This is a genomic window from Gilliamella sp. Choc5-1, assembly GCF_001690595.1.
GTDB lineage: Bacteria > Pseudomonadota > Gammaproteobacteria > Enterobacterales > Orbaceae > Gilliamella > Gilliamella apicola_M.
Genome location: NZ_LZHH01000005.1, coordinates 24774 through 50859, shown reverse-complemented (window position 1 = coordinate 50859; position 26086 = coordinate 24774). Strand labels below are relative to the sequence as shown.

22 protein-coding genes are annotated in these 26086 nt (G+C 35.0%); 15 read left to right on the top strand and 7 right to left on the bottom strand.

From position 1 onward, the window contains the following. Positions 1-638: 638 nt before the first annotated feature. Entirely contained in the window at positions 639-1466 is an 828-nt protein-coding gene (gene rsmI, locus A9G35_RS00425) for a 16S rRNA (cytidine(1402)-2'-O)-methyltransferase (RefSeq protein ID WP_065635239.1), read from the bottom strand. Between the two features lie 310 nt (positions 1467-1776). Here rsmI and nlpD point away from each other — a divergent pair, with 310 nt between their 5' ends. The 8 genes from nlpD (at position 1777) to A9G35_RS00385 (ending at position 10209) form a co-directional block, all read left to right on the top strand. Then, positions 1777-2814, top strand: a complete 1038-nt coding sequence (nlpD, locus tag A9G35_RS00420; RefSeq protein WP_065635238.1) for a murein hydrolase activator NlpD — start codon at positions 1777-1779, stop codon at positions 2812-2814. A 124-nt stretch (positions 2815-2938) separates the two neighbouring features. Continuing rightward, positions 2939-3691, top strand: coding sequence for a 2,3-diphosphoglycerate-dependent phosphoglycerate mutase (gpmA, locus tag A9G35_RS00415; RefSeq protein WP_065635237.1), 753 nt, complete (start codon positions 2939-2941; stop codon positions 3689-3691). 117 nt (positions 3692-3808) lie between these two features. Then, positions 3809-4387 (top strand): thymidine kinase, encoded by a 579-nt coding sequence (locus tag A9G35_RS00410; RefSeq protein WP_065635236.1) that lies wholly within the window; start codon positions 3809-3811, stop codon positions 4385-4387. A gap of 188 nt (positions 4388-4575) precedes the next feature. Further along, positions 4576-5784, top strand: coding sequence for an aldose 1-epimerase family protein (locus A9G35_RS00405; RefSeq protein ID WP_065635235.1), 1209 nt, complete (start codon positions 4576-4578; stop codon positions 5782-5784). A 275-nt stretch (positions 5785-6059) separates the two neighbouring features. Further along, positions 6060-6653, top strand: coding sequence for a UbiX family flavin prenyltransferase (locus tag A9G35_RS00400; protein WP_065635234.1), 594 nt, complete (start codon positions 6060-6062; stop codon positions 6651-6653). Positions 6654-6671: 18 nt separating this feature from the next. Continuing rightward, positions 6672-7097 (top strand): pyridoxamine 5'-phosphate oxidase family protein, encoded by a 426-nt coding sequence (locus tag A9G35_RS00395; protein WP_065635233.1) that lies wholly within the window; start codon positions 6672-6674, stop codon positions 7095-7097. A gap of 493 nt (positions 7098-7590) precedes the next feature. Then, positions 7591-9837 (top strand): DNA polymerase III subunit gamma/tau, encoded by a 2247-nt coding sequence (gene dnaX / locus A9G35_RS00390; RefSeq protein WP_065635242.1) that lies wholly within the window; start codon positions 7591-7593, stop codon positions 9835-9837. Between the two features lie 33 nt (positions 9838-9870). Then, entirely contained in the window at positions 9871-10209 is a 339-nt protein-coding gene (locus A9G35_RS00385; protein ID WP_065635232.1) for a YbaB/EbfC family nucleoid-associated protein, read from the top strand. Between the two features lie 65 nt (positions 10210-10274). Here the strand turns inward: A9G35_RS00385 and A9G35_RS00380 are convergent, their stop codons facing one another. Then, a complete protein-coding gene (locus A9G35_RS00380; RefSeq protein WP_065635231.1) occupies positions 10275-11081 on the bottom strand; it encodes a cold-shock protein in 807 nt (268 codons plus the stop codon). A 270-nt stretch (positions 11082-11351) separates the two neighbouring features. Here A9G35_RS00380 and ruvA point away from each other — a divergent pair, with 270 nt between their 5' ends. Both ruvA and ruvB read left to right on the top strand, forming a co-directional pair. After that, the gene (ruvA, locus tag A9G35_RS00375) at positions 11352-11960 is read left to right on the top strand and encodes a Holliday junction branch migration protein RuvA (protein WP_065635230.1); all 609 of its coding nucleotides are present in this window, start codon (positions 11352-11354) and stop codon (positions 11958-11960) included. 13 nt (positions 11961-11973) lie between these two features. Continuing rightward, positions 11974-12978: a Holliday junction branch migration DNA helicase RuvB gene (gene ruvB, locus A9G35_RS00370; protein WP_065635229.1), complete on the top strand. Its 1005-nt coding sequence runs from the start codon at positions 11974-11976 to the stop codon at positions 12976-12978. A gap of 107 nt (positions 12979-13085) precedes the next feature. On the opposite strand, the gene cysK is transcribed toward ruvB, so the two are convergent. The 3 genes from cysK to yfbV all read right to left on the bottom strand — a co-directional run bounded on the left by cysK (position 13086) and on the right by yfbV (position 15236). After that, the gene (gene cysK / locus A9G35_RS00365; RefSeq protein WP_065635228.1) at positions 13086-14051 is read right to left on the bottom strand and encodes a cysteine synthase A; all 966 of its coding nucleotides are present in this window, start codon (positions 14049-14051) and stop codon (positions 13086-13088) included. 211 nt (positions 14052-14262) lie between these two features. Beyond that, positions 14263-14769 (bottom strand): primosomal replication protein PriC, encoded by a 507-nt coding sequence (gene priC / locus A9G35_RS00360; protein ID WP_065635227.1) that lies wholly within the window; start codon positions 14767-14769, stop codon positions 14263-14265. A gap of 5 nt (positions 14770-14774) precedes the next feature. Continuing rightward, entirely contained in the window at positions 14775-15236 is a 462-nt protein-coding gene (yfbV, locus tag A9G35_RS00355; protein ID WP_065635226.1) for a terminus macrodomain insulation protein YfbV, read from the bottom strand. A 191-nt stretch (positions 15237-15427) separates the two neighbouring features. Between yfbV and A9G35_RS00350 the strand changes: the two genes are divergently transcribed. Together A9G35_RS00350 and pta are read left to right on the top strand one after the other, a co-directional pair. Then, positions 15428-16633 carry an acetate kinase gene (locus A9G35_RS00350; protein WP_065635225.1) on the top strand — a complete coding sequence of 402 codons (1206 nt, stop codon included), beginning with the start codon at positions 15428-15430 and terminating at the stop codon, positions 16631-16633. Positions 16634-16699: 66 nt separating this feature from the next. Beyond that, positions 16700-18850 carry a phosphate acetyltransferase gene (gene pta, locus A9G35_RS00345; protein WP_065635224.1) on the top strand — a complete coding sequence of 717 codons (2151 nt, stop codon included), beginning with the start codon at positions 16700-16702 and terminating at the stop codon, positions 18848-18850. 224 nt (positions 18851-19074) lie between these two features. Here pta and A9G35_RS00340 read toward each other — a convergent pair whose 3' ends face one another. Then, positions 19075-19542, bottom strand: a complete 468-nt coding sequence (locus tag A9G35_RS00340) for a MarR family winged helix-turn-helix transcriptional regulator (protein ID WP_065635223.1) — start codon at positions 19540-19542, stop codon at positions 19075-19077. A gap of 3 nt (positions 19543-19545) precedes the next feature. Continuing rightward, on the bottom strand, positions 19546-19977 hold the full coding sequence (locus A9G35_RS00335) for a hypothetical protein (protein ID WP_065635222.1): 432 nt from the start codon (positions 19975-19977) through the stop codon (positions 19546-19548). Between the two features lie 210 nt (positions 19978-20187). Between A9G35_RS00335 and A9G35_RS00330 the strand changes: the two genes are divergently transcribed. The 3 genes from A9G35_RS00330 (at position 20188) to guaA (ending at position 25892) form a co-directional block, all read left to right on the top strand. After that, positions 20188-20664, top strand: coding sequence for a toxin-activating lysine-acyltransferase (locus A9G35_RS00330; RefSeq protein ID WP_065635221.1), 477 nt, complete (start codon positions 20188-20190; stop codon positions 20662-20664). 120 nt (positions 20665-20784) lie between these two features. Further along, a complete protein-coding gene (locus A9G35_RS00325) occupies positions 20785-24030 on the top strand; it encodes an autotransporter outer membrane beta-barrel domain-containing protein (RefSeq protein WP_065635220.1) in 3246 nt (1081 codons plus the stop codon). A 278-nt stretch (positions 24031-24308) separates the two neighbouring features. Continuing rightward, positions 24309-25892, top strand: a complete 1584-nt coding sequence (gene guaA, locus A9G35_RS00320; protein WP_065635219.1) for a glutamine-hydrolyzing GMP synthase — start codon at positions 24309-24311, stop codon at positions 25890-25892. The last annotated feature ends 194 nt before the right edge of the window (positions 25893-26086 follow it).

Sequence of the window (26086 nt, the reverse complement as noted above, 5' to 3'; positions counted from 1 at the left end):
TTGTTAGCCACCGCACAAATAAGAAAAAGATAGATACTTTAATGATGTGATGTTTACGGTTTAGGTTATATTTTTTGTAAAAAATATTCAGGAGTGTATACCGTTTGGTGATTAATTTAGTCTTTGTGGTTTTTCATTTGTTAAAAGGTATGATCAGCTAGTATCAATTAAAATTTATAAACTTGTTAGCCACCGCACAAATAAGAAAAAGATAGATACTTTAATGATGTGATGTTTACGGTTTAGGTTATATTTTTTGTAAAAAATATTCAGGAGTGTATACCGTTTGGTGATTAATTTAGTCTTTGTGGTTTTTCATTTGTTAAAAGGTATGATCAGCTAGTATCAATTAAAATTTATAAACTTGTTAGCCACCGCACAAATAAGAAAAAGATAGATACTTTAATGATGTGATGTTTACGGTTTAGGTTATATTTTTTGTAAAAAATATTCAGGAGTGTATACCGTTTGGTGATTAATTTAGTCTTTGCGGTTTTTCATTTGTTGAAAGGAATGATCAGCTAGTATCAATTAAAAATTCACAAAACCTACTAGTCTTGAAATGAATGGGTAAGTGGTAAGCGCGATACCGACTTTACTGGTGATGTGGCATAATCAGCAAATTGTTAGCGGTTTACTTATTGCTCTGCATCCAAACCAATTTGATAAAGCTGGTTCTTTTTCAGTCCATAGATTTCAGCTGTAATAGCAGCAGCTTTTTTAAGAGGTAACTCTTTTTGCAATAATTTAAGGGTATTAATGGCTTTTTGGTCAATGTCATTATCGGTTTTTACATGCCCTTCAACAATTAAAACAAATTCGCCTTTTTGGCGATTGGTATCTTCGTTTAGCCATGCTATTAGCTCGCTTATGGTAAAACTGACAATAGTTTCCCATGTTTTGGTGAGTTCTTTAGCTAAAACAACACGTTTATTTGCACCAAAAACAGTTTGCATATCTTGCAGTGTATCTAGCAAACGATGCGTTGACTCATAAAAAATCATAGTTCGTGGTTCATCAATTAATTTAGCTAAACTATCTTGCCGTGCTTTGCTTTTAGCGGGTAAAAATCCTTCATAACTGAATTTATCAGAAGGTAGTCCAGCAACAGATAACGCTGCAATAGCAGCACAAGCACCAGGAATTGGCACGACTTGAATATTATTATCACGACAAGCCTTAACCAAGTGATACCCGGGATCGTTAATTAATGGTGTACCAGCATCTGAAATTAAAGCAATTGACAAGCCAACTTTTAGTTTTTCAATCAAAAGGTGAGATTTTTCTTGTTCATTATGATCATGTAAAGCAAACAGCTTTGCTTTAATGCCAAGATGTTGTAAAAGTAGACCGCTATGGCGAGTATCTTCAGCCGCAATAAGATCAACGCTTTTAAGAGTATTGATTGCTCTAAGCGTAATATCATCTAAGTTTCCAATTGGTGTTGCAACAATATATAAAGTCATTATTTTAAATCACATTAAATTTTTATAGAAATACGGTAAAGATACTGTACGAAAGCCTATTTTATTGTATATACTCACTACTTTCAAAATAAATCCAACAAAAACCAAATAAATAGTTAATCCCAAACAGTAAAAAATAGTCATAATAATTATTTTTTAAAAAAATTTATAGGCAAAACTATCAAATTTTGAGTGAATTTATTGATTTAACCAATAAGTAATCAATATAATAGCTTTTTGCTATAAAAACGCTAAAATGTGCTAATTAAACAAGATGTATAAAATGCTATTGAATAAAAAATAGCTAAAAATAAAATTCACGAATGAAAGGTGTCCTTTGAAAAAAATATTTATATTAAGTTGCTTAAGTTTGTTAATTGTTGCGTGTACACAAACCGAGCAAGCCGAAATCGAAGATATTTCTAGCGCAGGTGGTTCATCAACTTCTTCTGTTTATACTAAACCACCAGCCAATATCTCAACAAGAGGTAGGGTATCTTCTTCTGCGGTTACTAACAGCACCAATAATAGTACGGTGATTAGTAATGAGCGTATTGTTTATAATCGTAATTATGATGATATTCCAAAAGGCGGATATCAAGGCGATACTTACACGGTTAAACGTGGTGACACCTTATTTTATATTGCGTGGGTAACGGGCAATGATTATCGTTCATTAGCGGCTAAAAATAACATCAAAGAGCCTTTTGCGGTTAATGTCGGTCAAGTATTAGATGTGAGTGGTGGGACTGTTGTGGTAACACAAAAAACTACAACAAATAATACAATAGCAAATAAATCAAATAGTAATGGCTCGTCTTTAGCTATTGGACAAATCAAAACTAAACCAACAATAACTAAAACAACAACGACTTCAATTACTACAACGAATAAAAATAAACAACCAACAATAACAGAAACAACTGAAACTATAACTGAACCACTAGAGGATTCTGCAAGTAATCAAAAGGCAAATTCAAATATTGTCAATATTGCTTGGCGATGGCCGGCTCGAGGTAAAATTATTGAAAAATACTCAAGAGCAAGTAAAGGTATTGATATTTCAGGTTCAATTGGCGACAAAGTCATGGCTGCAGCTGATGGGCGAGTTGTCTATTCGGGTAATGCGTTACCGGGTTATGGTAATTTAATTATCATCAAACATAACGATGATTACTTAACCGCTTATGCACATAACCAATCTATATTAGTTAAAGAACAACAAGCAGTGCGTGCAGGTGAACAAATTGCCACAATGGGGGCAACAGGCACATCGTCAGTTAGATTACACTTTGAAATTCGATACAAAGCGCAATCAGTTGATCCATTAAAATATTTATCAAAATAATAATAAATGTGTTGTGTTAATTAATTGACGCAATGCTAATGGCTATACCAAGCAGCAACTAGGTGGTATATCCATAAATAAGAATTTACTAAAATTAAATCTATGTAACAAAGGAGTTATATTTATGGCAGTAAAAAAATTAGTGCTTATTCGACATGGAGAAAGCGTTTGGAACCAAGAAAACCGTTTTTGCGGTTGGACTGATGTTGATTTATCTGACAAAGGCAACCAAGAAGCTGCTGAAGCAGGTAAATTACTTAAACAAGAAGGTTTTGAATTTGATTATGCTTATACATCAGTATTAAAACGTGCCATTCACACATTATGGCACGTTTTAGACGAAGTAGATCAAGCATGGCTACCTGTTGAAAAAAGCTGGAAGTTAAATGAACGTCATTATGGTGCATTACAAGGTTTGAATAAAGCTGAAACAGCAGCAAAATATGGTGATGAACAAGTAAAATTATGGCGTCGTGGCTTTGCAATCACACCTCCTGCACTTGAAAAATCAGATGAACGTTTTCCTGGTCACGATTCACGTTACAGCAAATTACCTGAATCAGAATTACCATTAACCGAAAGCTTAGCATTAACTATTAAACGTGTACTACCTTACTGGGAATCAACAATTGCCCCACGTGTAGCTAAAGGTGAACGTGTTATTATTGCCGCTCATGGTAACTCACTTCGTGCATTGGTAAAACATTTAGACAACATCAGCGATGATGATATTATCGAACTAAACATCCCAACTGGTGTGCCATTAGTGTATGAATTTGACGACAATATGAAAGTCATCAAACACTACTACCTAGGCAATGCTGACGAAATCGCTGCAAAACAAGCAGCAGTTGCAAACCAAGGTAAAGCAAAATAATTATTCTTTAAGCAAACAAAAAGGTAGGTTGTTTAACTTACCTTTTTTATTATCTGCATAATAGCTGTTATTCACTGATTTTTATGTCTTATTTCTTTTAATTTTGAGAGCGTTATTTTGTCTAAGATCTACTATATATATGGCGTAATGAATGCCGGTAAATCTACCGAATTATTACAAATTGACCACAACTACCTAAGTAACAATATGCAAACGTTACTGCTTAAATCATCGGTTGATACGCGCGATTCGGCGGTTGAAATTGTCTCGCGCTTGGGGTTGCGCAAAAAGGCGCTACAGCTTGATGACACAACGGTTGATGGCATCATTGAGCACATCAAACAAAGTAACTATGCTTGTATACTTATTGACGAAAGTCAATTCTTGTCACGCAACACTATCTGGAAACTATCCGATGTATGCGACGAAAAAAGCGTGCCTATCATGTTTTTTGGCATCAAAACCGATTATATGGGACATCTATTTGAAGGTTCTAAAACACTGCTCGAAATTGCCGATAATTTTAGAGAACTCAAAACCGTCTGTTGGTGTGGCAAAAAAGCTACCATGATCTTACTAGAAGGACAAGACGGACAAATTGTAAAATTTGGCAACTCCATCCATCTAGGTGATAGCGAATACCACTCAGTATGTCGAAAACACTGGAAAGCAGGGCAAATAAGACCTCAGCACTGATCTTCTAACCTTTTCACACTGATTCGGATAAATAAAACATTTTTATAATGTGCAATTATTTGATGTCGGAAAAGTGTGAATAACTTCTCATTTTTATAATATTTCTTTTGTTTATTGTTGCTATTTTGTGCCATATTGACTGAAACGATTCAGTACTATTTTATTAACTATGAAAGATGAGGAATATTATGAAAGTCAAAACTGTTTCATTAGCTGTAGTACTTAGTTTGATTAGTTATAACGCCAATGCTAAAGAGTTTGTATTAACAGATACCGAAAAGAATATTGCTAAAGGTAACTGGTCAATTTCAAATCAAGATTTAGGTGTAAATGGTAATAAATTTACCATTCAAAATACTGTGCTCAAAGGTGGAAAACAAGACGGTACAGAACTTCTTACTATTTCTAGTGATGATTTTACTATTAAATTAATTCCAACTCGTGGTTTAGGTATTTTATCTGTTGTTGGTGATGGCGTACGTATGGGGTGGGATTCACCAGTAGACGAAGTTGTTAATCCTAAATATATTAACTTAGAAAGCCGTGGTGGAATAGGTTGGTTAGATGGCTTTAACGAAATGATGGTTCGTTGTGGTTTTGAATGGACAGGTCATGCGGCGCAAGCTGATGGAATGATGTACACGCTTCATGGTCGAGCCCAAAATACTCCTGTATCTAAATTAATCGTTGATATTAGTGATAAAACACCACATACTATTACAGTTAAAGGCCTAATTAAAGAAAATACCTTCAAAAAAAGTAATCTAGAAACTTGGGTATCGCTTAGTTATGTACCAGGAAGTAAAGAATTTACTGTTCATGATGTGGTCACTAATAAAGGTGATTATACTCGTGATTATCAGATTATCTATCACAGTAACTTTGGTACGCCAATTCTTGAAGAGGGCGCAAGGTTTGTTGCACCTGTTAAAGAAATTTCACCATTTAACGACTATGCAAAAGGCGGACTTAATACATGGCAAACTTATTTAGGTCCAACTAAAGGCTTTGATGAAATGGTATTTAATGTTTATCCTTTTGCTGATACCAATGGACAAACACAGGTGATGGTAACCAATAAAGCAGGCGATAAAGCAGCCGGTATTGCTTTTAATATTAATCAGCTACCCGTGCTTTCATTGTGGAAAAATACTGATACTTTAAAACAAGGCTATGTCACTGGATTAGAGCCTGGCACCAGTTTTGCTTATCCAGTAACTATCGAACGTGAGCAAAAACGTGTGCGTCAGTTAGAACCTGGACAAAGCACTGAGTTTACCCTAACTTATAGCTTATTATCTAATAAAGATGCTGTAACAAAATATGCAGAAAAGATTAAAGCTATTCAAGGTGAGCAACAAACCAAAGTTGTTAATGAGCCAATGGCTAAAGAATAAATCATTAAAAAAGGCTACCACTTATACAGGGTAGCCATAAACGCAACCTAATAAATAAACGCTCTTCCCCCCCTTTGTAATTTACGTATTATTAATGTAATAGCTATGCTAATAGCTAGTGATTACTTGATTCAGTATCAATAGCTAGGTATAGTCATTTATTTCATAACAAGCTTTAATATCATTTGTTTTTTAAAGTATCATTTGACTGGTTAACTATTTAAAATAGTAATTAATGATATTTATTGCAATTTGATATTAATAAAGGAACAAGCATGACACAACCGCGGATCGTAATTGGTATTAGTGGCGCAACAGGGTTTGCTTATGGAATCAAAGCGTTGACGCTTTTAAAGTCGCTCAATATCCAAACACATGTAGTGATCTCAAAAGCGGCACATGTCACACGCGCTTACGAAGCACCTGATATAAGCCTAGCGCAAATAGAATCACTAGCAGATAAAATATATGCTATTAATAACATTGGGGCTGCCATTGCAAGTGGTTCATTTAAAACCATGGGCATGCTGATCGCTCCTTGCTCAATGCGAACGCTTGCCGCTATAGCGCAAGGGTTATCTGATAATTTACTCACTCGCGCTGCCGATGTGGTATTAAAAGAGCGTCGTCGTTTAGTGCTAATGGTACGCGAATCGCCCTTAAACTTAGCACATATAAAAAATATGGAAGCAGTCACCCTTATGGGGGGGGTTATTTGCCCACCAGTACCTGCGCTATATCAGCATATTAACAGCATTGATGACATCATTACCCATAGCGTAGCTAGAGCACTTGACTTATTTGGTCTTGATATTCCAACACTACCGCGTTGGGGCGAAGATTTGCACTTAAATCACAAACCAGAATAACTCATATAAGCTAAAAGTATGCAAGCTGATCTTAAAATCATAAAATTTATCAAAAAGCATCATGTGTTAACACTCAGTGTTATCTTACCTGACAACACACCATGGGCGTGTAATGCTTTTTATGTATTTGATGAACAACTAATGTGCTTATACTTCCTTTCCGAACTAAAAACTCAGCACGCCAAAGCGATGTTAGTACATCCAAAAGTGGCAGGAACCATTAGTGTCACGCCTAAAACTATTGCGCAAATCCAAGGTATCCAATTTCAAGCTAAAGCAACTCAATTACAAAATGAACAAGCTAAACAAGCTTATGGGCAATATTATCAAGCATTCCCTTTTGCAAGAGTCATCAAAGCACCGATTTGGGCTTTACAGTTGCAACGTGTAAAAATGACAAGTAATTTATTAGGATTTGGGATTAAAACATATTGGGAAAAATAAGCGTGTAGGTATCTTTAACGTTATTTACAGTCATTTGAGTAATGAGGCAATAAATATTCATAAAAAACGATCTTACTAAAATCGATATATCGACACCAACTGTTTAGCTATAACATTCTATTTATAATATTCAACGCCTTACACGGCATTAAATAGCATAACACACATAAATATAAACCCCTTAAACAAACCGATTAACTTTTTACATAAGTTATTTGCTGAATGTTGACTATTTATACAACTGTTCGCTTTTTAGATTCTATTTTTTGTAAAAAATATTCAGGAGTCTATACCGTTTCAAGCTAAAAAAGAGTGATGTAAACTTTAATCGAGGCATAGCATAATTAGAAAGCGATTAGCTATTTAAAAGTTATAAAACAAAGCGTTAATTTGCATAGGATAATATTATATCGATTATTGCTTATATAAAGACTAATTTAGCTCTTTATGGTATGATTAGCGCCAAATTCAATGGCAATAATTTATGGTGATTATGAGTTATCAAGTTTTAGCACGCAAATGGCGACCAAAATCATTTTCTGAAGTTGTAGGACAGGAGCATGTCCTTAAAATTTTGTCTAATGCACTATCACTTGGTCGCGTTCATCATGCTTATTTATTTTCAGGCACACGAGGCGTGGGTAAAACGTCAATTGCACGTTTATTAGCAAAAGGGCTCAATTGCGAAACAGGCATTACGGCAACACCTTGCGGCGTTTGTGATAATTGTCGTGATATTGAGCAAGGAAGATTTGTTGACTTGCTCGAAATCGACGCCGCATCACGAACCAAAGTCGAAGACACCCGTGAAATTCTTGATAATATTCAATACTTACCAACCAAAGGGCGCTTTAAGGTCTACTTGATTGACGAAGTCCATATGCTTTCACGCAGTAGCTTTAATGCACTACTAAAAACCTTAGAAGAGCCACCCGAACATGTTAAGTTTTTATTGGCAACAACCGATCCACAAAAGTTGCCGATTACCATTTTGTCGCGCTGTTTGCATTTACATCTAAATGTACTTGACACAGCGTTAATCAGCAAGCAACTCGATCATATTTTACAGTTAGAACAAATTAGCCACGCCCCCAAGGCCATTGGGCTATTGGCTAAGGCTGCTAATGGCAGTATGCGCGATGCGCTAAGTTTAACCGATCAAGCTATTGCTCTTGGTAATGGTATGGTTGATGCTGAATCAGTAGCAGTAATGCTTGGTACGCTTGATAAATCAATTCCATTTTCGTTAGTTGAAACATTGCATCATGGTGATGGTAATGCCTTAATGCAACAAATCGAGGCTGCGGCGATGCAAGGTGCCGATTGGGATAATTTATTAGCCGAAACCATTACACTATTGCACCAAATTGCGTTATTGCAAGTAGTGCCAACCGCATTAGGTGATTATACCGATAACGAAGAACGTATTCGTTTTTTAGCGCAATATATGGCACCGAACGATGTGCAATTGTTTTATCAAATTTTGTTAATGGGGCGTAAGGAGCTTGCTTTTGCTCCTGATAAAAAAATTGGTGTTGAAATGAGCTTTTTACGTGCCTTGGCTTTTATGCCAAAGGCCGTTGATGCAGTTGTTCCGCCAACTGTGCTACAGCCACAATCGCAAACCCAAACCCAACACCAAGCTCAAGCTCAAGCAAGGGTGCAAACTAATGTATCGAAGCAAGCAGAGGGTAATAAGTCAGTTAATTCTCAAACGCAAATTTCGCATGCAATACCAGCACAAGCAATAAAGGCACCACAAGTAAGCCAGCTTGAATATAACGCGGTTAATCACTCAGAGCAGGCTAAATCACCGGAGCTTGGCGAGCAACAAATATTTAGTTCACCGCTATCTGAACCTGAGCAATCACAAAATTCCTCTAAACCAGTGAGTGACAAGTCACCTGTTACTAGCCCAAAAGTTGAAAAAATGGCTAAATCTGGAAATGATGATTTAGCGATTCCTGATGATGTTTCGACGGTGACTAAAAGCATTTTAGAAATGCGCATGCAGTTGATGAAAGAGGAACAAAATCCAAAAAAGTCTAAAACGGTTGAGGCTAAGGTGGCTCAACCAAAAAGCCCTGTAATCAACGCATCACTTGAACGAATTAAGCAAAATTCGGTTCCTGTTGAGTCTATCAATACCGATAATGGCGATAGTCATATTGATAATGATAGCGATAGCGATAATGGTAACGACGAAGAAGAAATCACAGCCGAAAATTATCAATGGCAAGCTAGTGGTTTAATTCCGATGAAAGAAGAGATTGTGGTTGATACTAAAGCCTTTCGTGAATCGCTTAACGGTGAAAAAACACCCGAAATGACTAAAAAATTGATTGAAGAAATGGCTCAAAAGGATGCATGGTGTGCTGAAATTGAGCAATTGGATTTGTCACCTTTGATTAAGCAAATTTTTGTTAACTCGGCTGTTGAGCAAACAGATAATGAAACGATTGTGTTGCATTTGCGTTCAAACGTTAAACATTTAATTAATTCGGTATCGAATGTGATTAAAGTAAAAAAAGCGCTTTGCAAACATCGTAACCAAGAGCTTGATGTAAATATTATTATTGATGATGATCTAAATTATAAAACACCAATCGAAATGCGCGAAGAGTTGTACCAAGAAAAACTCGCACAAGCGAAGATAACGATTGCTGAAGATCCAAAAGTGGCAACAATTTGTCGATATTTTGATGCTAAGATTGATGAAGCAAGTGTTCGTCCTGTATAATTATGGTCATATTTTTTAAAACGAGGAATTATTATGTTTTCAGGTGGAAAAGGTGGATTGGGCAATTTAATGAAACAAGCCCAACAAATGCAAGCAAAAATGCAACAAGCACAAGAAGAGATCGCAAAATTAGAAGTTACAGGCGAATCAGGTGCAGGTATGGTTAAAGTGACCGTTAACGGTACACATAGCTGTAAACGCGTTGAAATCGATCCATCGCTATTAACCGAAGATGATAAAGAAATGCTAGAAGATCTTATTGCAGCAGCTTATAACGATGCAAGCCGTCGTTTAGACGAAGCACAAAAAGAACGAATGGCACAAGTAACCGGCGGCATGCAATTACCACCAGGTTTTAAAATGCCGTTTTAAGCGTAAATTATTTTGATCGTGGCGGAAAAGCAAATCATATTTCCTTTCCGCTATTTTCGGTAAAGTTATTTTCCAATAAAGATAAAATCGTTTACTAATTTTTCATTATCATAAGTAATATCACTTAAACGCTTTTTGAAAATTTCACATAAGTCATATATCGAAATTTCTTTTACTTTCACATTATCGAAATCACTTATCTCTTTGCTTTCTCCTTTAGTAATGATCCAAACTTGTTTATTTTTACCCGTTAATGGAATTGTTTTAGGGGTGATTCCACCGTCATTTTTTTTAATGTTGAAGGTTAATTGTGCTTTTTGGTTCAGTTTATTGATATAGTTTTCTATTTGTTCTTCTTTAAACGACTCAAAGTTTTTTTGTAATGTACAATCATACATTACCGCTAAATTTTCGATAATAAAAAAACCATCAGCCTTACCTGCTTGATTATCACGATCAAATTGAAATATTTTATTTAAACCAATCACTTTTAATAAATTAAAGACAGAGTCTTCAAACGCTAGTGGTTCGTCAATATATTTTATTTGTTGGACAGACTTTATTAAAAGAGCTTGATAGTCTTGGGCATCAATTTTATTTTTTAAAGGTTTATCGTCAGACAAGCTCTGTTCATTGTTTTCGGCTGCTTGATCTTTGATAATTTTGATATTTGTGGCAAATCGTTGACCAGAATCTTTTTCATTAGCCGTAAATGCCACTCGTAGGCCTATTTCTATTTCATCTATAGGTAAATTATCAAAATCCTTTTTGGTAAAGTAATAATCCTTTCCTTCATCCAATGCTCTTATAAATCCATAATAGGCATCTTCATTATTTTTATCTTTACAAAGTTTTTTTATTTGACTAATCATACATAACGCTCCTTAATGGAATAAATTATGATGTTCAAAACATAATTTTTGATTATTGAATAATTATAACGTTTATAAACAAAGGACCTTTTTTAACTAGTATTATATATAAATTCACGACATATATCATTTAGTAAAATGATATCTGTCGTTATTAGTATTTTATTTAACTGTTCATTTATACAGTTTTTCTTTATTATTTATTTGCTATCAGGTAAACTACACCTTATTATTTGCTTATTTATTATGCTTTATTTTTAAGGATATATTGTGATTGGTCGTTTACGTGGCACTATTATTGAAAAACAGCCTCCGAAAGTTCTGATTGAGGTTGGTGGCGTCGGCTATAATGTGTTTATGCCGATGACCTGTTTTTATGAATTACCTGAAAACGGGCAAGAAGTTATTGTATTAACGCATTTTGCTGTGCGTGAAGATGCCCAAGTATTGTATGGGTTTAATCAAGAGCAAGAGCGTGAGTTATTTCGTGAGCTTATTAAAGTTAACGGTGTGGGGCCTAAATTGGCGTTAGCTATTTTGTCAGGTATGTCTGCACCGCAATTTATTAATGCTGTTGAACAAGGCGAAATTAAGACTTTAGTTAAGTTGCCGGGCGTAGGCAATAAAACGGCACAACGGTTAATTGTTGAAATGAAAGATCGTATTAAACATTTTGCAGAACCATTATCAAATACTAGTACGATTGTAGATGTGGACAGTATTCAAAAATCGGCTAATCAGATTGAAGGCGAGGCAGTTTCGGCTTTAATAGCATTAGGTTATAAACCACAAGAAGCTAACCGTATTATTAATAAAGTCATTAAACCAGAAATGGATAGCGAAACGCTGATTCGTGAAGCCTTAAAGTCGGCACTGTAAATAGGGATTGATTATGATTGAAGCGGATCGTTTAATTGCTCCACAAGCGCAAAAGGAAGAAGAGTCACTAGATCGTGCTATTCGCCCTAAATGTTTGGATGAATATATTGGGCAACCGCAAGTGCGTGAACAGATGAAGATTTTTATTCAAGCAGCTAAGCAACGCAGTGATGCACTTGATCATGTGTTAATTTTTGGGCCGCCAGGATTAGGAAAAACCACGTTAGCTAATATTGTTGCCAACGAAATGAATGTTAACCTACGTACTACTTCAGGACCTGTGCTTGAAAAGGCCGGCGATTTAGCTGCTATGCTGACTAATTTAGAGCCCAATGATGTATTGTTTATTGATGAAATCCACCGATTGTCTCCTGTTGTTGAGGAAATTTTATATCCAGCAATGGAAGATTACCAATTAGATATTATGATTGGTGAAGGGCCTGCAGCACGTTCAATCAAAATCGATCTTCCCCCCTTTACATTAATAGGTGCAACAACCCGTGCAGGATCGTTAACTTCACCATTGCGAGATCGTTTTGGTATTGTACAACGACTTGAGTTTTATCGGGTTGAGGATTTGGAATATATTGTGAGCCGTAGTGCTAAATTTTTGGGGATGGATTTGTCAGATGAGGGTGCACATTTAATTGCTAAACGTTCACGCGGTACCCCTCGGATTGCTAATCGTCTTTTGCGCCGTGTGCGTGATTATGCGGATGTAAAATCGAAAGGCGTTATCGATCAAAAAATTGCGACTCAAGCGCTTGATATGCTTGATGTTGATAACGAAGGATTTGATTATATGGATCGCAAATTATTGCTAGCCATTATCGAAAAATTTATGGGTGGGCCAGTTGGTCTTGATAACATTGCAGCAGCTATTGGTGAAGAACGCGAAACGATCGAAGATGTGCTTGAGCCATTTTTAATTCAACAAGGCTATATTCAACGAACGCCTCGTGGCAGAATTGCAACACCGCATGCATATCGGCATTTTGGCATTATTCAAGATACATAAGTTGATTGTGTTCAAGTTATTATTAATATTTTGTTATAACATATTGTTTATTATTCTAACACCACTATAACGTGGTGTTAGTTATTGAGATGTTTATTTGATGTCGTTTATCCCAACTCTTTTTCAGTAAAAATCCCACTAAATAAATCAGTGCTTAAATAGCGTTCGCCAGAAGATGGCAAGATAACCACAATAGTTTTACCGGCGTTTTCAGGTAATTTTGCTAGACGGTCTGCCACAAAAACAGCTGCACCCGATGAGATCCCTGATAATATACCCTCTTTTTCCATTAATTCACGAGCTGTGTCAATGGCTTGTTCGTTGGTAACTTGTTCAACTAAATCTATCAGGTTTAAATCTAGATTGTCAGGAATAAATCCTGCACCAATACCTTGGATCTTGTGCGGCCCAGGCTTTATTGGTTCGCCAGAAAGCGCTTGGCTAATGACTGGTGAATTAGAGGGTTCAACGGCAACAGCCGTAATATCCTTTCCTTGGGTGTTTTTAAGGTAGCGTGTTACACCAGTAAAAGTGCCCCCAGTTCCGACGCCAGCAATAAAGATATCGATTTTACCATCGGTATCTTGCCAAATTTCAGGGCCCGTTGTTTTTTCGTGAATTTCAGGGTTAGCCGGATTACTAAATTGTTGTAGCATAATATTTTTTGTAGGATCACTGGCGACAATTTCTTCAGCTTTTTCGATCGCGCCTTTCATTCCTTTGGCCGCTTCGGTCAATACTAAGTTAGCACCAAGTGCTTTAAGAAGCTTTCTGCGCTCTATGCTCATGCTTTCAGGCATGGTTAATGTCAATTTATAACCACGAGCAGCTGCAACAGCCGCGAGCGCAATGCCGGTATTACCACTGGTTGGCTCAACTAATTCAACGTCAGAATTTAATAAACCTCGTTTTTCAGCATCCCAAATCATATTCGATGCAATGCGGCATTTGACACTAAAGCTTGGGTTGCGCGATTCGACTTTGGCTAATATATTGCCATGACCAAAATGTTTTAATCTGACTAACGGCGTATGCCCAATGGTTTGTGAGTTATCATCAAATATTTTACTCATGAATGTATCCTTATTAATTGCTTTTAACCGATAGTTTTAGAAATTTTGCTAATCTTTTCAATATTGCCAATATTATAAAGATAACTCCAAAAGATAACACTAATTAATAATTATAATAATATTCGTTTTGGTAATAAGCGTTTTTAGTTATGTTTTTATATAATATTCACCTTATATTTAGCTAAAATATAGCAAAACAACTATTTTTAACTTATAAATCAATGTCATTTTCCATTTCTAATTCAATTTTTTTTATTGCTTGTTCACAGCGATAAATTCGATTATCAAGTGCAGCTATTTTGCTTTGATTGATAACTTCAGGTGATAGCTCTAGCTCGTATTTCATTTCTTGTAGTCGGCGTAAGTAATCTAAATGACGCATGTGCTTTTGTGCTAAAGTTTCTTCAATAACATGTTTAGGTTCTTTCTTACGTAAGTCATGAGTAGCTAGTTCGCGTGTTAGAGCTGTAATTTGGTTAACTAATGTGTCGGATAAAAATGTGATTTGTTCAATTTTTTCTGATTTAATATTGGCAACTAATGCGTGATAGGTTTGTTTTATTTTTTCAAGGTAAAACGTTTTGTCTGTCACAATTTTATTGGTTTGAAATAGTTGCTCATCAAAATAGGGCTCTTGAAACCGCTGTTCGTTTACCAAATTGATCTGTTGTTCTAGTTGATCAATTTGATTTTTTAGGGTAGTGAGTAAATTTGCCATTGTTGTTAGTCTTTATAATAAGGTGAGGAATCATCATCTTGCCCAAAATAATCACCTAAGTGCAATTTGGCTAAATTTATAATGTTCATAAATGCTTCAAATGTTAGCTTATTGTCGTCTGTGCTATTTTCAGCGATAATTTTTTTAGCAATCAACTTTAATTTTAATTGATTATAACAGTCAATTAAGTTAAGCGGTAAGGGCGATAGCGCACGTCGTCCTAGCCAAAATAACCCTTGTAAAGGCAAACTTAAAGCAAATAATATGGTTATTACTGTTACTGCAATTTGAGCAGGCAGGCAATATTGCCAAGCTAATAGACCAATAACAATAGGCGGTAAATATTTAGGCGTGGTTTTTATGAGGTTAATGATTTTTAACTCAGGAAATGAATGCATTAGTTGTTTGTCTGTCGGACAAAGCTTCATATATCTTATTCCAGCCTTAAATGTGTTTATTAGGTTCATCTTTTTTGGATTCCTCGACATTCACTTCTTATTGTCTTAAAATAGCGTTATTCAAATTGGAGACTCCTCTATTTTATCTCAAAAAGCAAGATATCAGAAGTCACCTAGTGTAGTCACATTGATTTTTATCATGTGCTGAGTTACCAATTTTGATTGGTATATGTCTTTTTATTCAATCTATAGGAATTACTATGTCATCAAGTAATAACGCTCTTGTTCTTAATTGTGGAAGTTCATCATTAAAATTTGCCATTATAAACCCTGAAAATGGTGATGAGTTTTTATCTGGTTTAGCTGAATGTTTTCATCTTCCTGATGCTCGTATTAAGTGGAAGCTTGATGGTGTAAAAAACGAAGCTTCTTTAGGAGCTGGCGCAGCACACAGTGAAGCAATTCGTTTTATTGTTAATAGCATCTTTCCACAAAAACCAGAATTATTAGATAGCATTAAATCGATTGGTCATCGTATTGTTCATGGCGGCGAAAAATATACCCAGTCAGTTGTTATTGATGATTCAGTATTAAAAGGAATCGAGGAAGCATCTGCTTTTGCACCGTTACATAATCCTGCACATTTAATCGGTATTCGTGAAGCATTTGCTGCGTTTCCACACCTAAAAACTAAAAATGTTGCTGTTTTTGATACTGCATTCCATACAACAATGCCAAAAGAAGCGTATTTATATGCTCTTCCAAACGAACTTTATACTAAACACGGTGTTCGTCGTTATGGTGCGCATGGCACTAGCCATTATTATGTTAGCCGTGAAGCTGCAAGATTATTAAATAAACCAGTTGATCAAACTAATGTTATTACTTGTCATTTAGGTAATGGAGCATCAATTACAGCTGTTAAAAATGGTAAATGTGTAGAAACTTCAATGGGTTTAACTCCGCTTGAAGGTCTAGTGATGGGTACACGTAGTGGTGATATCGATCCTGCGATTATATTCTTCTTACACGATAATTTAAAAATGTCTGTTGCTGATATTAATAACCTCTTAAATAAAAAATCGGGTTTATTAGGTTTAACTGGTGTGAGCAGCGACTGCCGTTATGTAACCGATAATTACGATAAAGACGAAAATGCTAAAAATGCTTTAGATGTTTTTGTTCATCGCTTAGTCAAATATATTGGTGGTTATGCTATGCTTTTAGATGGCCGTTTAGATGCTATAGTATTTACTGGTGGTATCGGTGAAAACTCAGAAGAAGTGCGTCGTATGGCATTACAAAAATTAGGTATTCTTGGTTTTGAACTTGATCTAGAACGTAACCTTGCAGCTCGTTTTGGTAAAGGTGGCAAAATTACTAAAGATGGCTCAGCTATTGCGATGGTTATTCCAACCAATGAAGAACTTGTCATTGCTCAAGATGCTGTGCGTCTAACTGCTTAATAAATATTCAAAACCGCCTAAATGGCGGTTTGTTTTTATACAATAAAGATTTAAGAGGTAATAATTATGTCTCGTACAATTATGCTCATCCCAACTGGCACTAATGTCGGGTTAACAGGTGTGAGTCTGGGCGTTATTCGAGCTATGGAGCGTCAAGGTATTAATTTAAATGTGTTTAAACCTGTTGCACAACCAAGAACTGGTGGCGATGCGCCAGATAATACCACAACCCTAGTAAGCAACAATACAACAATTCCAACGCTAAAACCGCTTAAAATGAGCCATGTTGAAAACCTATTAGGTTTAAATCAACAAGATGTGTTAATGGAAGAAATCGTTGCCCTTTATGCCGAAAATACTAAAGGAGCTGATGTTGTTTTAGTTGAAGGTATTGTGCCAACATCTGATTATCCTTTCGCTAATGAACTTAATAATAATATTGCTAAAACTCTTGGCGCCGAAATTATTTTTGTAATTAATATGGGCAAAGATACGCCAGAACAACTTAGAGATCGTATTGAAATTGCTCGTTCTAACTTTGGTGGTATTAAAAATGATAAAATCGTTGGTGTGATTGTCAATAAAGTCAATGCGCCAGTTGAAGAGCAAAATCTTGCTCGTCCTGATGTTGCTGAAATTTATCATACCCCTAAATTTGATGATAAGAAAATTACTATCGATGATTTAAATGCACACAGTCCATTACCTGTTCTTGGTTGTATTCCGTGGAATATGGATCTAAGTGCTTGTCGTGCTATAGATATTGCTAAGCATTTTGATGCAAAAATCATTAACGAAGGTTGTATTAAAAATCGTCGTATTAAACATATATCTTTCTGCTCACGTAGTGTTCCTAACATTATCAGCCATTTACAGCCAAATGCACTTTTAGTAACCTCAGCTGATCGTTCAGATGTATTAGTTACGATTAGTTTAGCTGCAATGAATGGAGTATCAATTGGTGGTGTTTTATTAACTGGTGGTTATGAAATTGATGAAAAAATTGCAAAATTATGCCAACCAGCGTTTGATACTGGCTTACCTGTGTTTACGGTTAAAACCAATACTTTCCAAACCTCTATCAATTTACAACAATTTAATTTAGAAATTCCTGTTGATGATAAAGAGCGCATGGAAAACACACAGAATTTTGTTGCTGATCATATAGATGCAAATTGGATTAAATCATTAAATGAAATAGTGAACTCTGCACGTCGCTTGTCTCCTCCTGCATTTCGTTATCAATTAACTGAACTTGCACGTAATGCGAAAAAAGTAGTGGTATTACCAGAAGGTGATGAGCCAAGAACAGTTAAAGCAGCAGCCATTTGTGCTGAACGTAATATTGCAAAATGTGTGCTTATTGGTAATCCTGACGAAGTGCGTAAAGTTGCCGCTTCACAAGGTGTGACTTTAGGTCAAGGTGTTGAAATTGTTGATCCTGAATTAATTCGTGAAAAATATGTCCCTCGTCTTGTTGAATTACGTAAAAACAAAGGCATGACAGAAGTGATTGCTCGCGAGCAATTGGCTGATAATGTTGTACTTGGTACGATGATGCTTGAAGCAAATGAAGTTGATGGTTTAGTATCAGGTGCGGTGCACACAACAGCTAATACTATTCGTCCACCGTTACAATTAATTAAAACAGCCCCAGGTAGTTCACTTGTTTCATCAGTCTTCTTTATGTTAATGCCTGATCAAGTATATATTTATGGTGATTGTGCAATTAATCCAGATCCAAATGCACAAGAGTTAGCCGAAATTGCCATTCAGTCAGCTGATACAGCAATTGCCTTTGGTATTGAACCTCGCGTTGCGATGATCTCATACTCAACAGGTAGCTCTGGTCAAGGTGCTGATGTTGAAAAAGTGAAAGAAGCAACACGCATTGCTCAAGAAAAACGTCCAGATCTTATGATCGATGGTCCATTGCAATATGATGCTGCGGTAATGCCTGATGTAGCAAAATCGAAAGCACCAAATTCACAAGTAGCAGGTAAAGCGACTGTATTTATCTTCCCTGATCTTAATACAGGTAATACTACTTATAAAGCAGTACAACGTTCAGCGGATCTTGTTTCAATTGGGCCAATGTTACAAGGTATGCGTAAACCTGTGAATGATTTGTCTCGTGGTGCATTAGTTGACGATATTGTTTATACTATTGCGTTAACAGCGATTCAATCTGCACAAGAACAAAACGCTTCAAAATAAGTTTAGTAATACATTTTAACTATAGATAAAAGGTGATGAAATATCACCTTTTTTTAATTAAATTGAGCCAAGTAATGAGCTTTAAAAAGTTTGAGTTATAACGATTCAGTTTTAAAGTATTTTGCTCTAGAAATTTGCGACAAGGTCTTCAAAAACTTATTTTAAGTCAAGTCTAAGCATTCAAAGTTGATAAAACAATAAATAATAAAAATTTATAAATGATTTTATCCCTCCATGTTGGTTTTTAATAGTGTTAATAACATTTTCATAAATTGTTCTTTATCATCTTGTAATATGGAAAAAAAATCTTTATCTATTTGTTCAACCAAAGGTACAGTTTCATTTGCTTTATTCAATCCTTTTTGGGTTAATTGAATGGATTTTGCTCGACTATCTTTAATTGAGCAAGAGCGTTTTATATAATTCTTTTTTTCTAAATTCTCTAATATTTGGGAAATTGTCATCACATCGATATTTGTTTTATTTGATAAAATAACTTGTGTTATTTCGTCTGGTCGCTGTGATAGATATGCAAGCGTTGCAAGCACTATAAATTGGGGATGAGTGATAGACTGTTTTTTCAAGCAATTTTTGATATTCGTATGCCAGGACGAATAAGTTTTCATAAAAACAAAACCAATAGATTCAGAATCAGTTCGGAATTGAGTCAAAAACTTATTGTCCTTTGTCATAATTTACCCTTCAACTAAGCCATTTAATTTGTAAGTTTTGTCAATAATATCATCTGAAATCTGTTTTATAAAATCATAGGATGCTTTAGTATCCATTTTTAGATCTGGTTTTAGAGAAATTTCTGATTTTAATGCATATTGATTATGTGATATTTCCATAATTTGATGTGAGAAAAACAGTAAACCTATTTCAGGCATATCAAATTGTTCTGTAAATTCTTGCTCATTAATAATCTTTGATAAAGTCACTTCCATTTCAGGTATATTTTGTAATTTGAAAATACCTTTAGCCCCTGTTTTTAAGTCACCAAATATACGAAAGTCTTCAAGATCAGTTTCCCATAATTTTCTTAAATTAAGATCAGTATAGTATTGCCAAATTTGAGTTGGTTTAGCTTTGGTTGGTAATATGAAAGAAATTGAAATGGTATTCATAGTGTCTCCTTTTAATAAGTTTACTTATTAATTAAGTAAAGAGAATTCAATTCTTTGATCTGTTGACTTATTACAAGGTTAATTTGATGACCATTTTATTGAATTTTGTAATAAGATGATTCCAAAATTATTAATAATAAAAAATAAAATAATTTAATTTACTTAATTAAGTAATATAATGGTTAATAGCTTTCTAAAAAGGTAAAATATATGAGCGATTTTAATCAATATGTAAATAGAATTATCGCACCAAGTATATATCCTGATACTATATGGAATGAAGCTGAAGTATTAGGTGCCATGATTTGGTTATGGAACCAAAATCCAGCCTATAAAAAAGTGGCACTTGATTCAGCTTTAGATACTTTACAACCTATAATTCGTTCTAAAAATTTTGCTTTAATTGTTCATAATAATAAACCGTTAGGTTATATAAATTGGGCATATTTTAACAATCAGGAAGAGCAGCAATATCTCAATAAAGAACTGCCTTACGTCAATTTCGTTCATTGTAATCGACCAAATAAATCCAAGCGGTTATGGTTACTTTCTTTTTACTGCCCATTTGGGCTGCGTGAAGTTTTTTTAACAAAGTCAATTTGTAAAAAAGTACTAAAAAATAGTCTTTGTTATTTTGGTTATCACAAATCTAAAAGTAATACTGTCATTAAAAAAGTTCAATGTTAAGTTTTTAAATTAATTACCACATATAGCTAACTAACTAATTTTTATATTCTTATTATTTTTATTGTATAAAAATGAATATGTGATCTCGCCACGTTTTATCATCAATTAAAGGTAATAATTATGAATAAAGTATACCAAACAAAATTTAATATTGTTACAGGTATTACAATTGCATGTTCTGAATTAGTTCGAAGAGCTTGTAAATCAACAGCCACAGTTGTATGCCTAGTCACTGCAGCTTTAGCCATTCCTACTTCTACATTTGCTTTAGATTGTATAGCAAATACCGATGGATCATATTTAGTGGGTCAAAATAGTCCTAACTGTAATAATATTAAAGTAGCTATTGTAACTCAATCAGGTAATGCTAGTTTTTATGTACTAACTAGAAGTAAACTGCATGAGCAACTTAATGTTGGGGATACAATCTTAACAGCAAATGTTAATGGTGATTATACAGGTTTAGCAAATCAATATACTTATGGCGTTTCAGGAGGTTCAATTAACGCAGGCAATTTAAATTTTACTATTACCAACAACGGTCAAACTATGGGGCTTGCAACACATCACAATGTTGATCTAACTGCCAAAAATGTTGAATTAAATATAACTGATAATTATACCCGTGGGAGTAACTCAGGCGGTAATGTAGCATCATATAGTATATTGGCAGGTTCTTTTGCTGATGCAGGAGAAAAAGACACTTATAACGGGAAATACAGTACAATTACTATTGATAAATTAAAAATAAATCAAACAGCAAAAGGTGGTAAAACTCAACCGATCTTAAATAATGGTATTCGTGCTATGCAAGGCGCCTACGAAAATTCAGGAAATGGTTCAGCAGGGCAAGTTATAATCAATGGTGATTTAGACATGACATTAACAGGAAATCGCTCTATTGGAATTTATGTCTCAGGTAATCCAACTAATCATGATACTGCCGATAAGGTTGGTGCTAGTGGGCAATTGACGCCAAAAGTGATTTTAAAAGGTGGGGAAAATACAATCACAATAAATAAAGGTAGCGACACATCGGCGTTAAAATGGGATAGTGCGGCTATAAAATTAGGTAAAACACGTAACACCGGCGAAGGTGCTGGTATTTTAGAGTCTTATGGAGAATTAACGATTGATACAACTAATGCATTAGAAGGTAGTGGTATCAAAATGATTCGTAATTCATTGCTCAAAGCAGATTACGAAAATAGTTCAACGATTATCAAAACAGGCGGTTATGCACTTGAAATTGGTACACATGATGATGCCAATTCAACAGGACAATTTGAGCAGGCTGCCTCACATGGTGTGAAAGCCAGTTTTAAAAATGCCATCTTTACTACTACTGGCACTAGTGCTGATCCTGTAATAAATGGTTCTATAGGACGTAAAGATTTAATATTTGTTGATCAAGGACAAGTTGACACAGTTTTATCTTTTACGGGGGACAAGACAGACCTTACCGCAAATGATGCAGGTTATATTATTAATGTAAGTGGTAACTATACTGCACCTAACTATCAATTTTTTTCTAATACTTATGATTCAAATGGAACTGAACTTGGGCACGATGCATATCAAGGATCCTCAGTCACATTTAATGCTTCGGGTAAAGGTAGTATGACAGGGTTAGTTTACAAAGGTTTAGTAAAAGTTGAAGAAGGGGAAGTTTTAGATACCAATGTAAATACTGTGCTTAATATTAATTTAAATGATAATTTTACGTGGAATTTGAAACCGAATGGTACAAGCAATATAGCAAAATTTGACAAGATTGAACTTACCAATGGAGCAACAATTAACGGCGCTTTTGATGATGCAGGTAACAATAAATTTATATTAAAAGGGGATGTTATAAGTAATGGTGGTATCATTAACTTAGATAACCATTTGCATGGAAAGTATAATGATATTTTAACAATTGATGGTAATTATATGGCTTCTGGTACTGCGATGGTCAAAATGAATACTCTTTGGAACAATCCAATTGTAATGTACGATGCTAATGAACAATCAGATATACTAAAAATTACAGGTATGGCAACAGGAGTAACAAAAGTCATTCCGATAAATTCGACAGGACAAGAAAACATCATTGATGGCAATATCCGCCAAATAGCAAGTATTATTAATACAGATCCAGTAATTTATGTTGGGACAAGTAGTAATGAACAAGTATTTCAAGGCGTTGCACATACTAATGGTGCAACCGAAGTGCAATTAGCCAAACGTAAAACTGCAAATGGAGATGAATACTATTGGACAATGCAGATAGGTAATTTGTTACCAATACCACAAGTACCACAAGATCCGCAATCTCCACAAGTACCACAATTGCCACCAGCAGTGCTAATTAAACCTAAACCTATTTTATCAAGTCCAGTTGCTGGTTACGTTGCTATGGCAAAGGTCAATCAAGAACAAGGGCTTTTAAGTATTGGAACATTACACGAACGACGTGGGCAAGATATCAAATTCAATTCTTCCAGTTATAATGACAACAATGAATATGCAGGAGAAACATGGGGAAGAATATTAGGTAAACACCTTAAACAAAATGGGAAAACACGTTTAAATTATGACACAGACATATATGGGATCCAACTAGGTCATGACTTAATCAATAATATTGAAGAAAATGGAAGCCATAATCATGTTGGTCTGTATTTTGCATATACTAAAGCCTATACTGATTTTTCTGACAAATATCGAGCTGAACACGGAAGAATTTCTCATAGTAAACGCACAGGTAAAGGTAAATCAGAATCAGTAAACTTAGGATTAACCAACAGCTATTTTTCTACCGATAATAGTTATCTTGATTTAGTGGGGCAATTTTCCTATTTACGTAACAAATATGAAGCACGAAATGGGAATAATCCTCACGCCCAAAATGGTTTAAGTATGGCACTCTCAGCCGAAGCAGGGCATGCTTTTATAATAAACCAAAGTGACATTCAGCAAAACAATTGGTTAATTGAACCTCAAGTTCAAATGGTCTATCAATATATTGATTTAGATAGCTTTAAAGATAAATACAGAAAAGTGGATCAAAATGGTCAAGATCAGCTAAGAGGTCGAATGGGGGTTCGACTTGCTTACAATCAAGGAAAAGCTCAACAAATAACCACAGTTTATGCTATAGGTAATATTTGGCATGATTTTATCAAACCCAATGATGTCAATATTGGTTGTGATAGGCTACGAGAAAAATATACTAGTACATGGGGCGAATTAGGACTAGGAATCAAAGCTCCATTAGCTCAAAATATGTACTTATACGGCGATACTCGCTATGAACATGATTTTGGTAGTACTAAACGTCAAGGTTATCGAGGAAATATCGGTATAGAACATAAATGGTAAGTTTTTTTCCATCTTCAAAACTTATTTAAGAAAGTTATTAATATATACGTGATTATGGCCGTAATAGTAATTACGTATATATTCCTTTTTATTATCAAAACAATATATCAAAAATTTCAGAATAATTTGCTCTCATTTACTATCATTGTATTAAGTAATTCAATATCCTTGTAAAACAAAAAATTTACAATTATTATTTAACAAGTTTAATTTTATCGCTAGATAATATAATATCACCTCTTATTTTTTTATTATTTCATACCTTAGGAATAAAATTCATGAAAAAAGACATCCACCAACAGCGCATATTGATCCTTGATTTTGGTTCTCAAGTTACCCAGTTAATCGCTCGCCGAATTCGTGAAATTGGTGTGTATTGTGAACTGTGGCCGTGGGATGTATCAGAAGATAAAATCAAACAATTTAATCCTAAGGGTATTATTTTATCAGGTGGTCCTGAAAGTACCACCGATGCTAATAGTCCTCGTGCTCCCGAGTATGTTTTTAATGCTGGCGTACCTGTTTTGGGCATTTGTTATGGCATGCAGACTATGGCAATTCAAGTTGGTAAGGGCGGTCAAGTCACTGGTTCTAACCAACGTGAATTTGGTTATGCTAAAGTGGATCTAGTTGGATCGTCAAAATTAACTGATAGTATTTTTGATAGCGCAAGTGAACAAGGCGTTAATCAACTTGATGTTTGGATGAGCCACGGTGATAAAGTAACAGCATTGCCTGATAGTTTCACACTGATTGGGCGTACTGAAACTTGCCCATTTGCTATTATGGCTAATGACGAAAAACAATTTTATGGCGTTCAATTTCATCCAGAAGTAACTCATACTGTAAAAGGTTTCGAGTTATTGCAACGTTTTGTGATTGATATTTGTCACTGCGAAAAACTTTGGACACCATCTTCAATTATTACCGATGCTATTGCTAGAATTAAAGAACAGGTTGGCAATGACAAAGTATTACTTGGCTTATCAGGAGGGGTTGATTCTTCTGTTACAGCATTGTTATTACACCAAGCTATCGGAGATCAATTAACTTGTGTATTTGTTGATCATGGTTTGTTACGCTTGAACGAAGCTCAACAAGTTATGGATATGTTTGGTAATAAATTTGGCTTAAATATTATTGCTGTAAACGCCGAAGACCGCTTTTTAGCAGCATTAAAAGGTGAAGCTGATCCCGAAGCAAAACGTAAAATTATAGGGCGTGAATTTGTTGCTGTATTTGATGAAGAGGCGGCAAAATTAAAAGATGTAAAATGGTTAGCTCAAGGTACTATCTATCCAGATGTTATTGAATCGGCTGCTGCTGATACTGGCAAAGCCCATGTAATTAAATCACATCATAATGTAGGCGGATTACCAGAAGATATGAAAATGGGCTTAGTTGAACCACTGCGCGAATTATTTAAAGATGAAGTCCGTAAAGTTGGTTTAGAACTTGGTTTACCTTATGACATGCTTTACCGTCATCCATTTCCTGGTCCAGGTCTTGGTGTGCGTGTACTTGGTGAAGTTAAAAAAGAGTATTGTGACTTATTACGTCAAGCTGATGCCATTTTTATTGAAGAACTTTATAAAGTTGAACTTTATCATAAAGTTAGTCAAGCCTTTACTGTGTTTTTACCTGTACGTTCAGTAGGTGTAATGGGGGATGGGCGTAAATATGATTGGGTTGTATCCTTGCGTGCAGTTGAAACGGTTGACTTTATGACTGCTCATTGGGCTCAGTTACCTTATGAATTCCTTGGTCGAGTTTCTAACCGCATTATTAATGAGGTTAACGGCATATCCCGTGTTGTGTATGATATAAGCGGAAAACCGCCAGCGACGATTGAATGGGAATAACGACTAAATAACTTGTCAACTGTAAGAATTGCTCATGCTTTTATAGTAATTTAAGAAAATATTGTGGTGAATATATATAAAAAACTAGCATCATATTACAGATAAGAGATATGGTGCTTATATCATAAAGTATAAACAATCCAGTGTTTTCTTACACATAGTTACATGCTGATAGTGAGTAATTCAATTGTAAG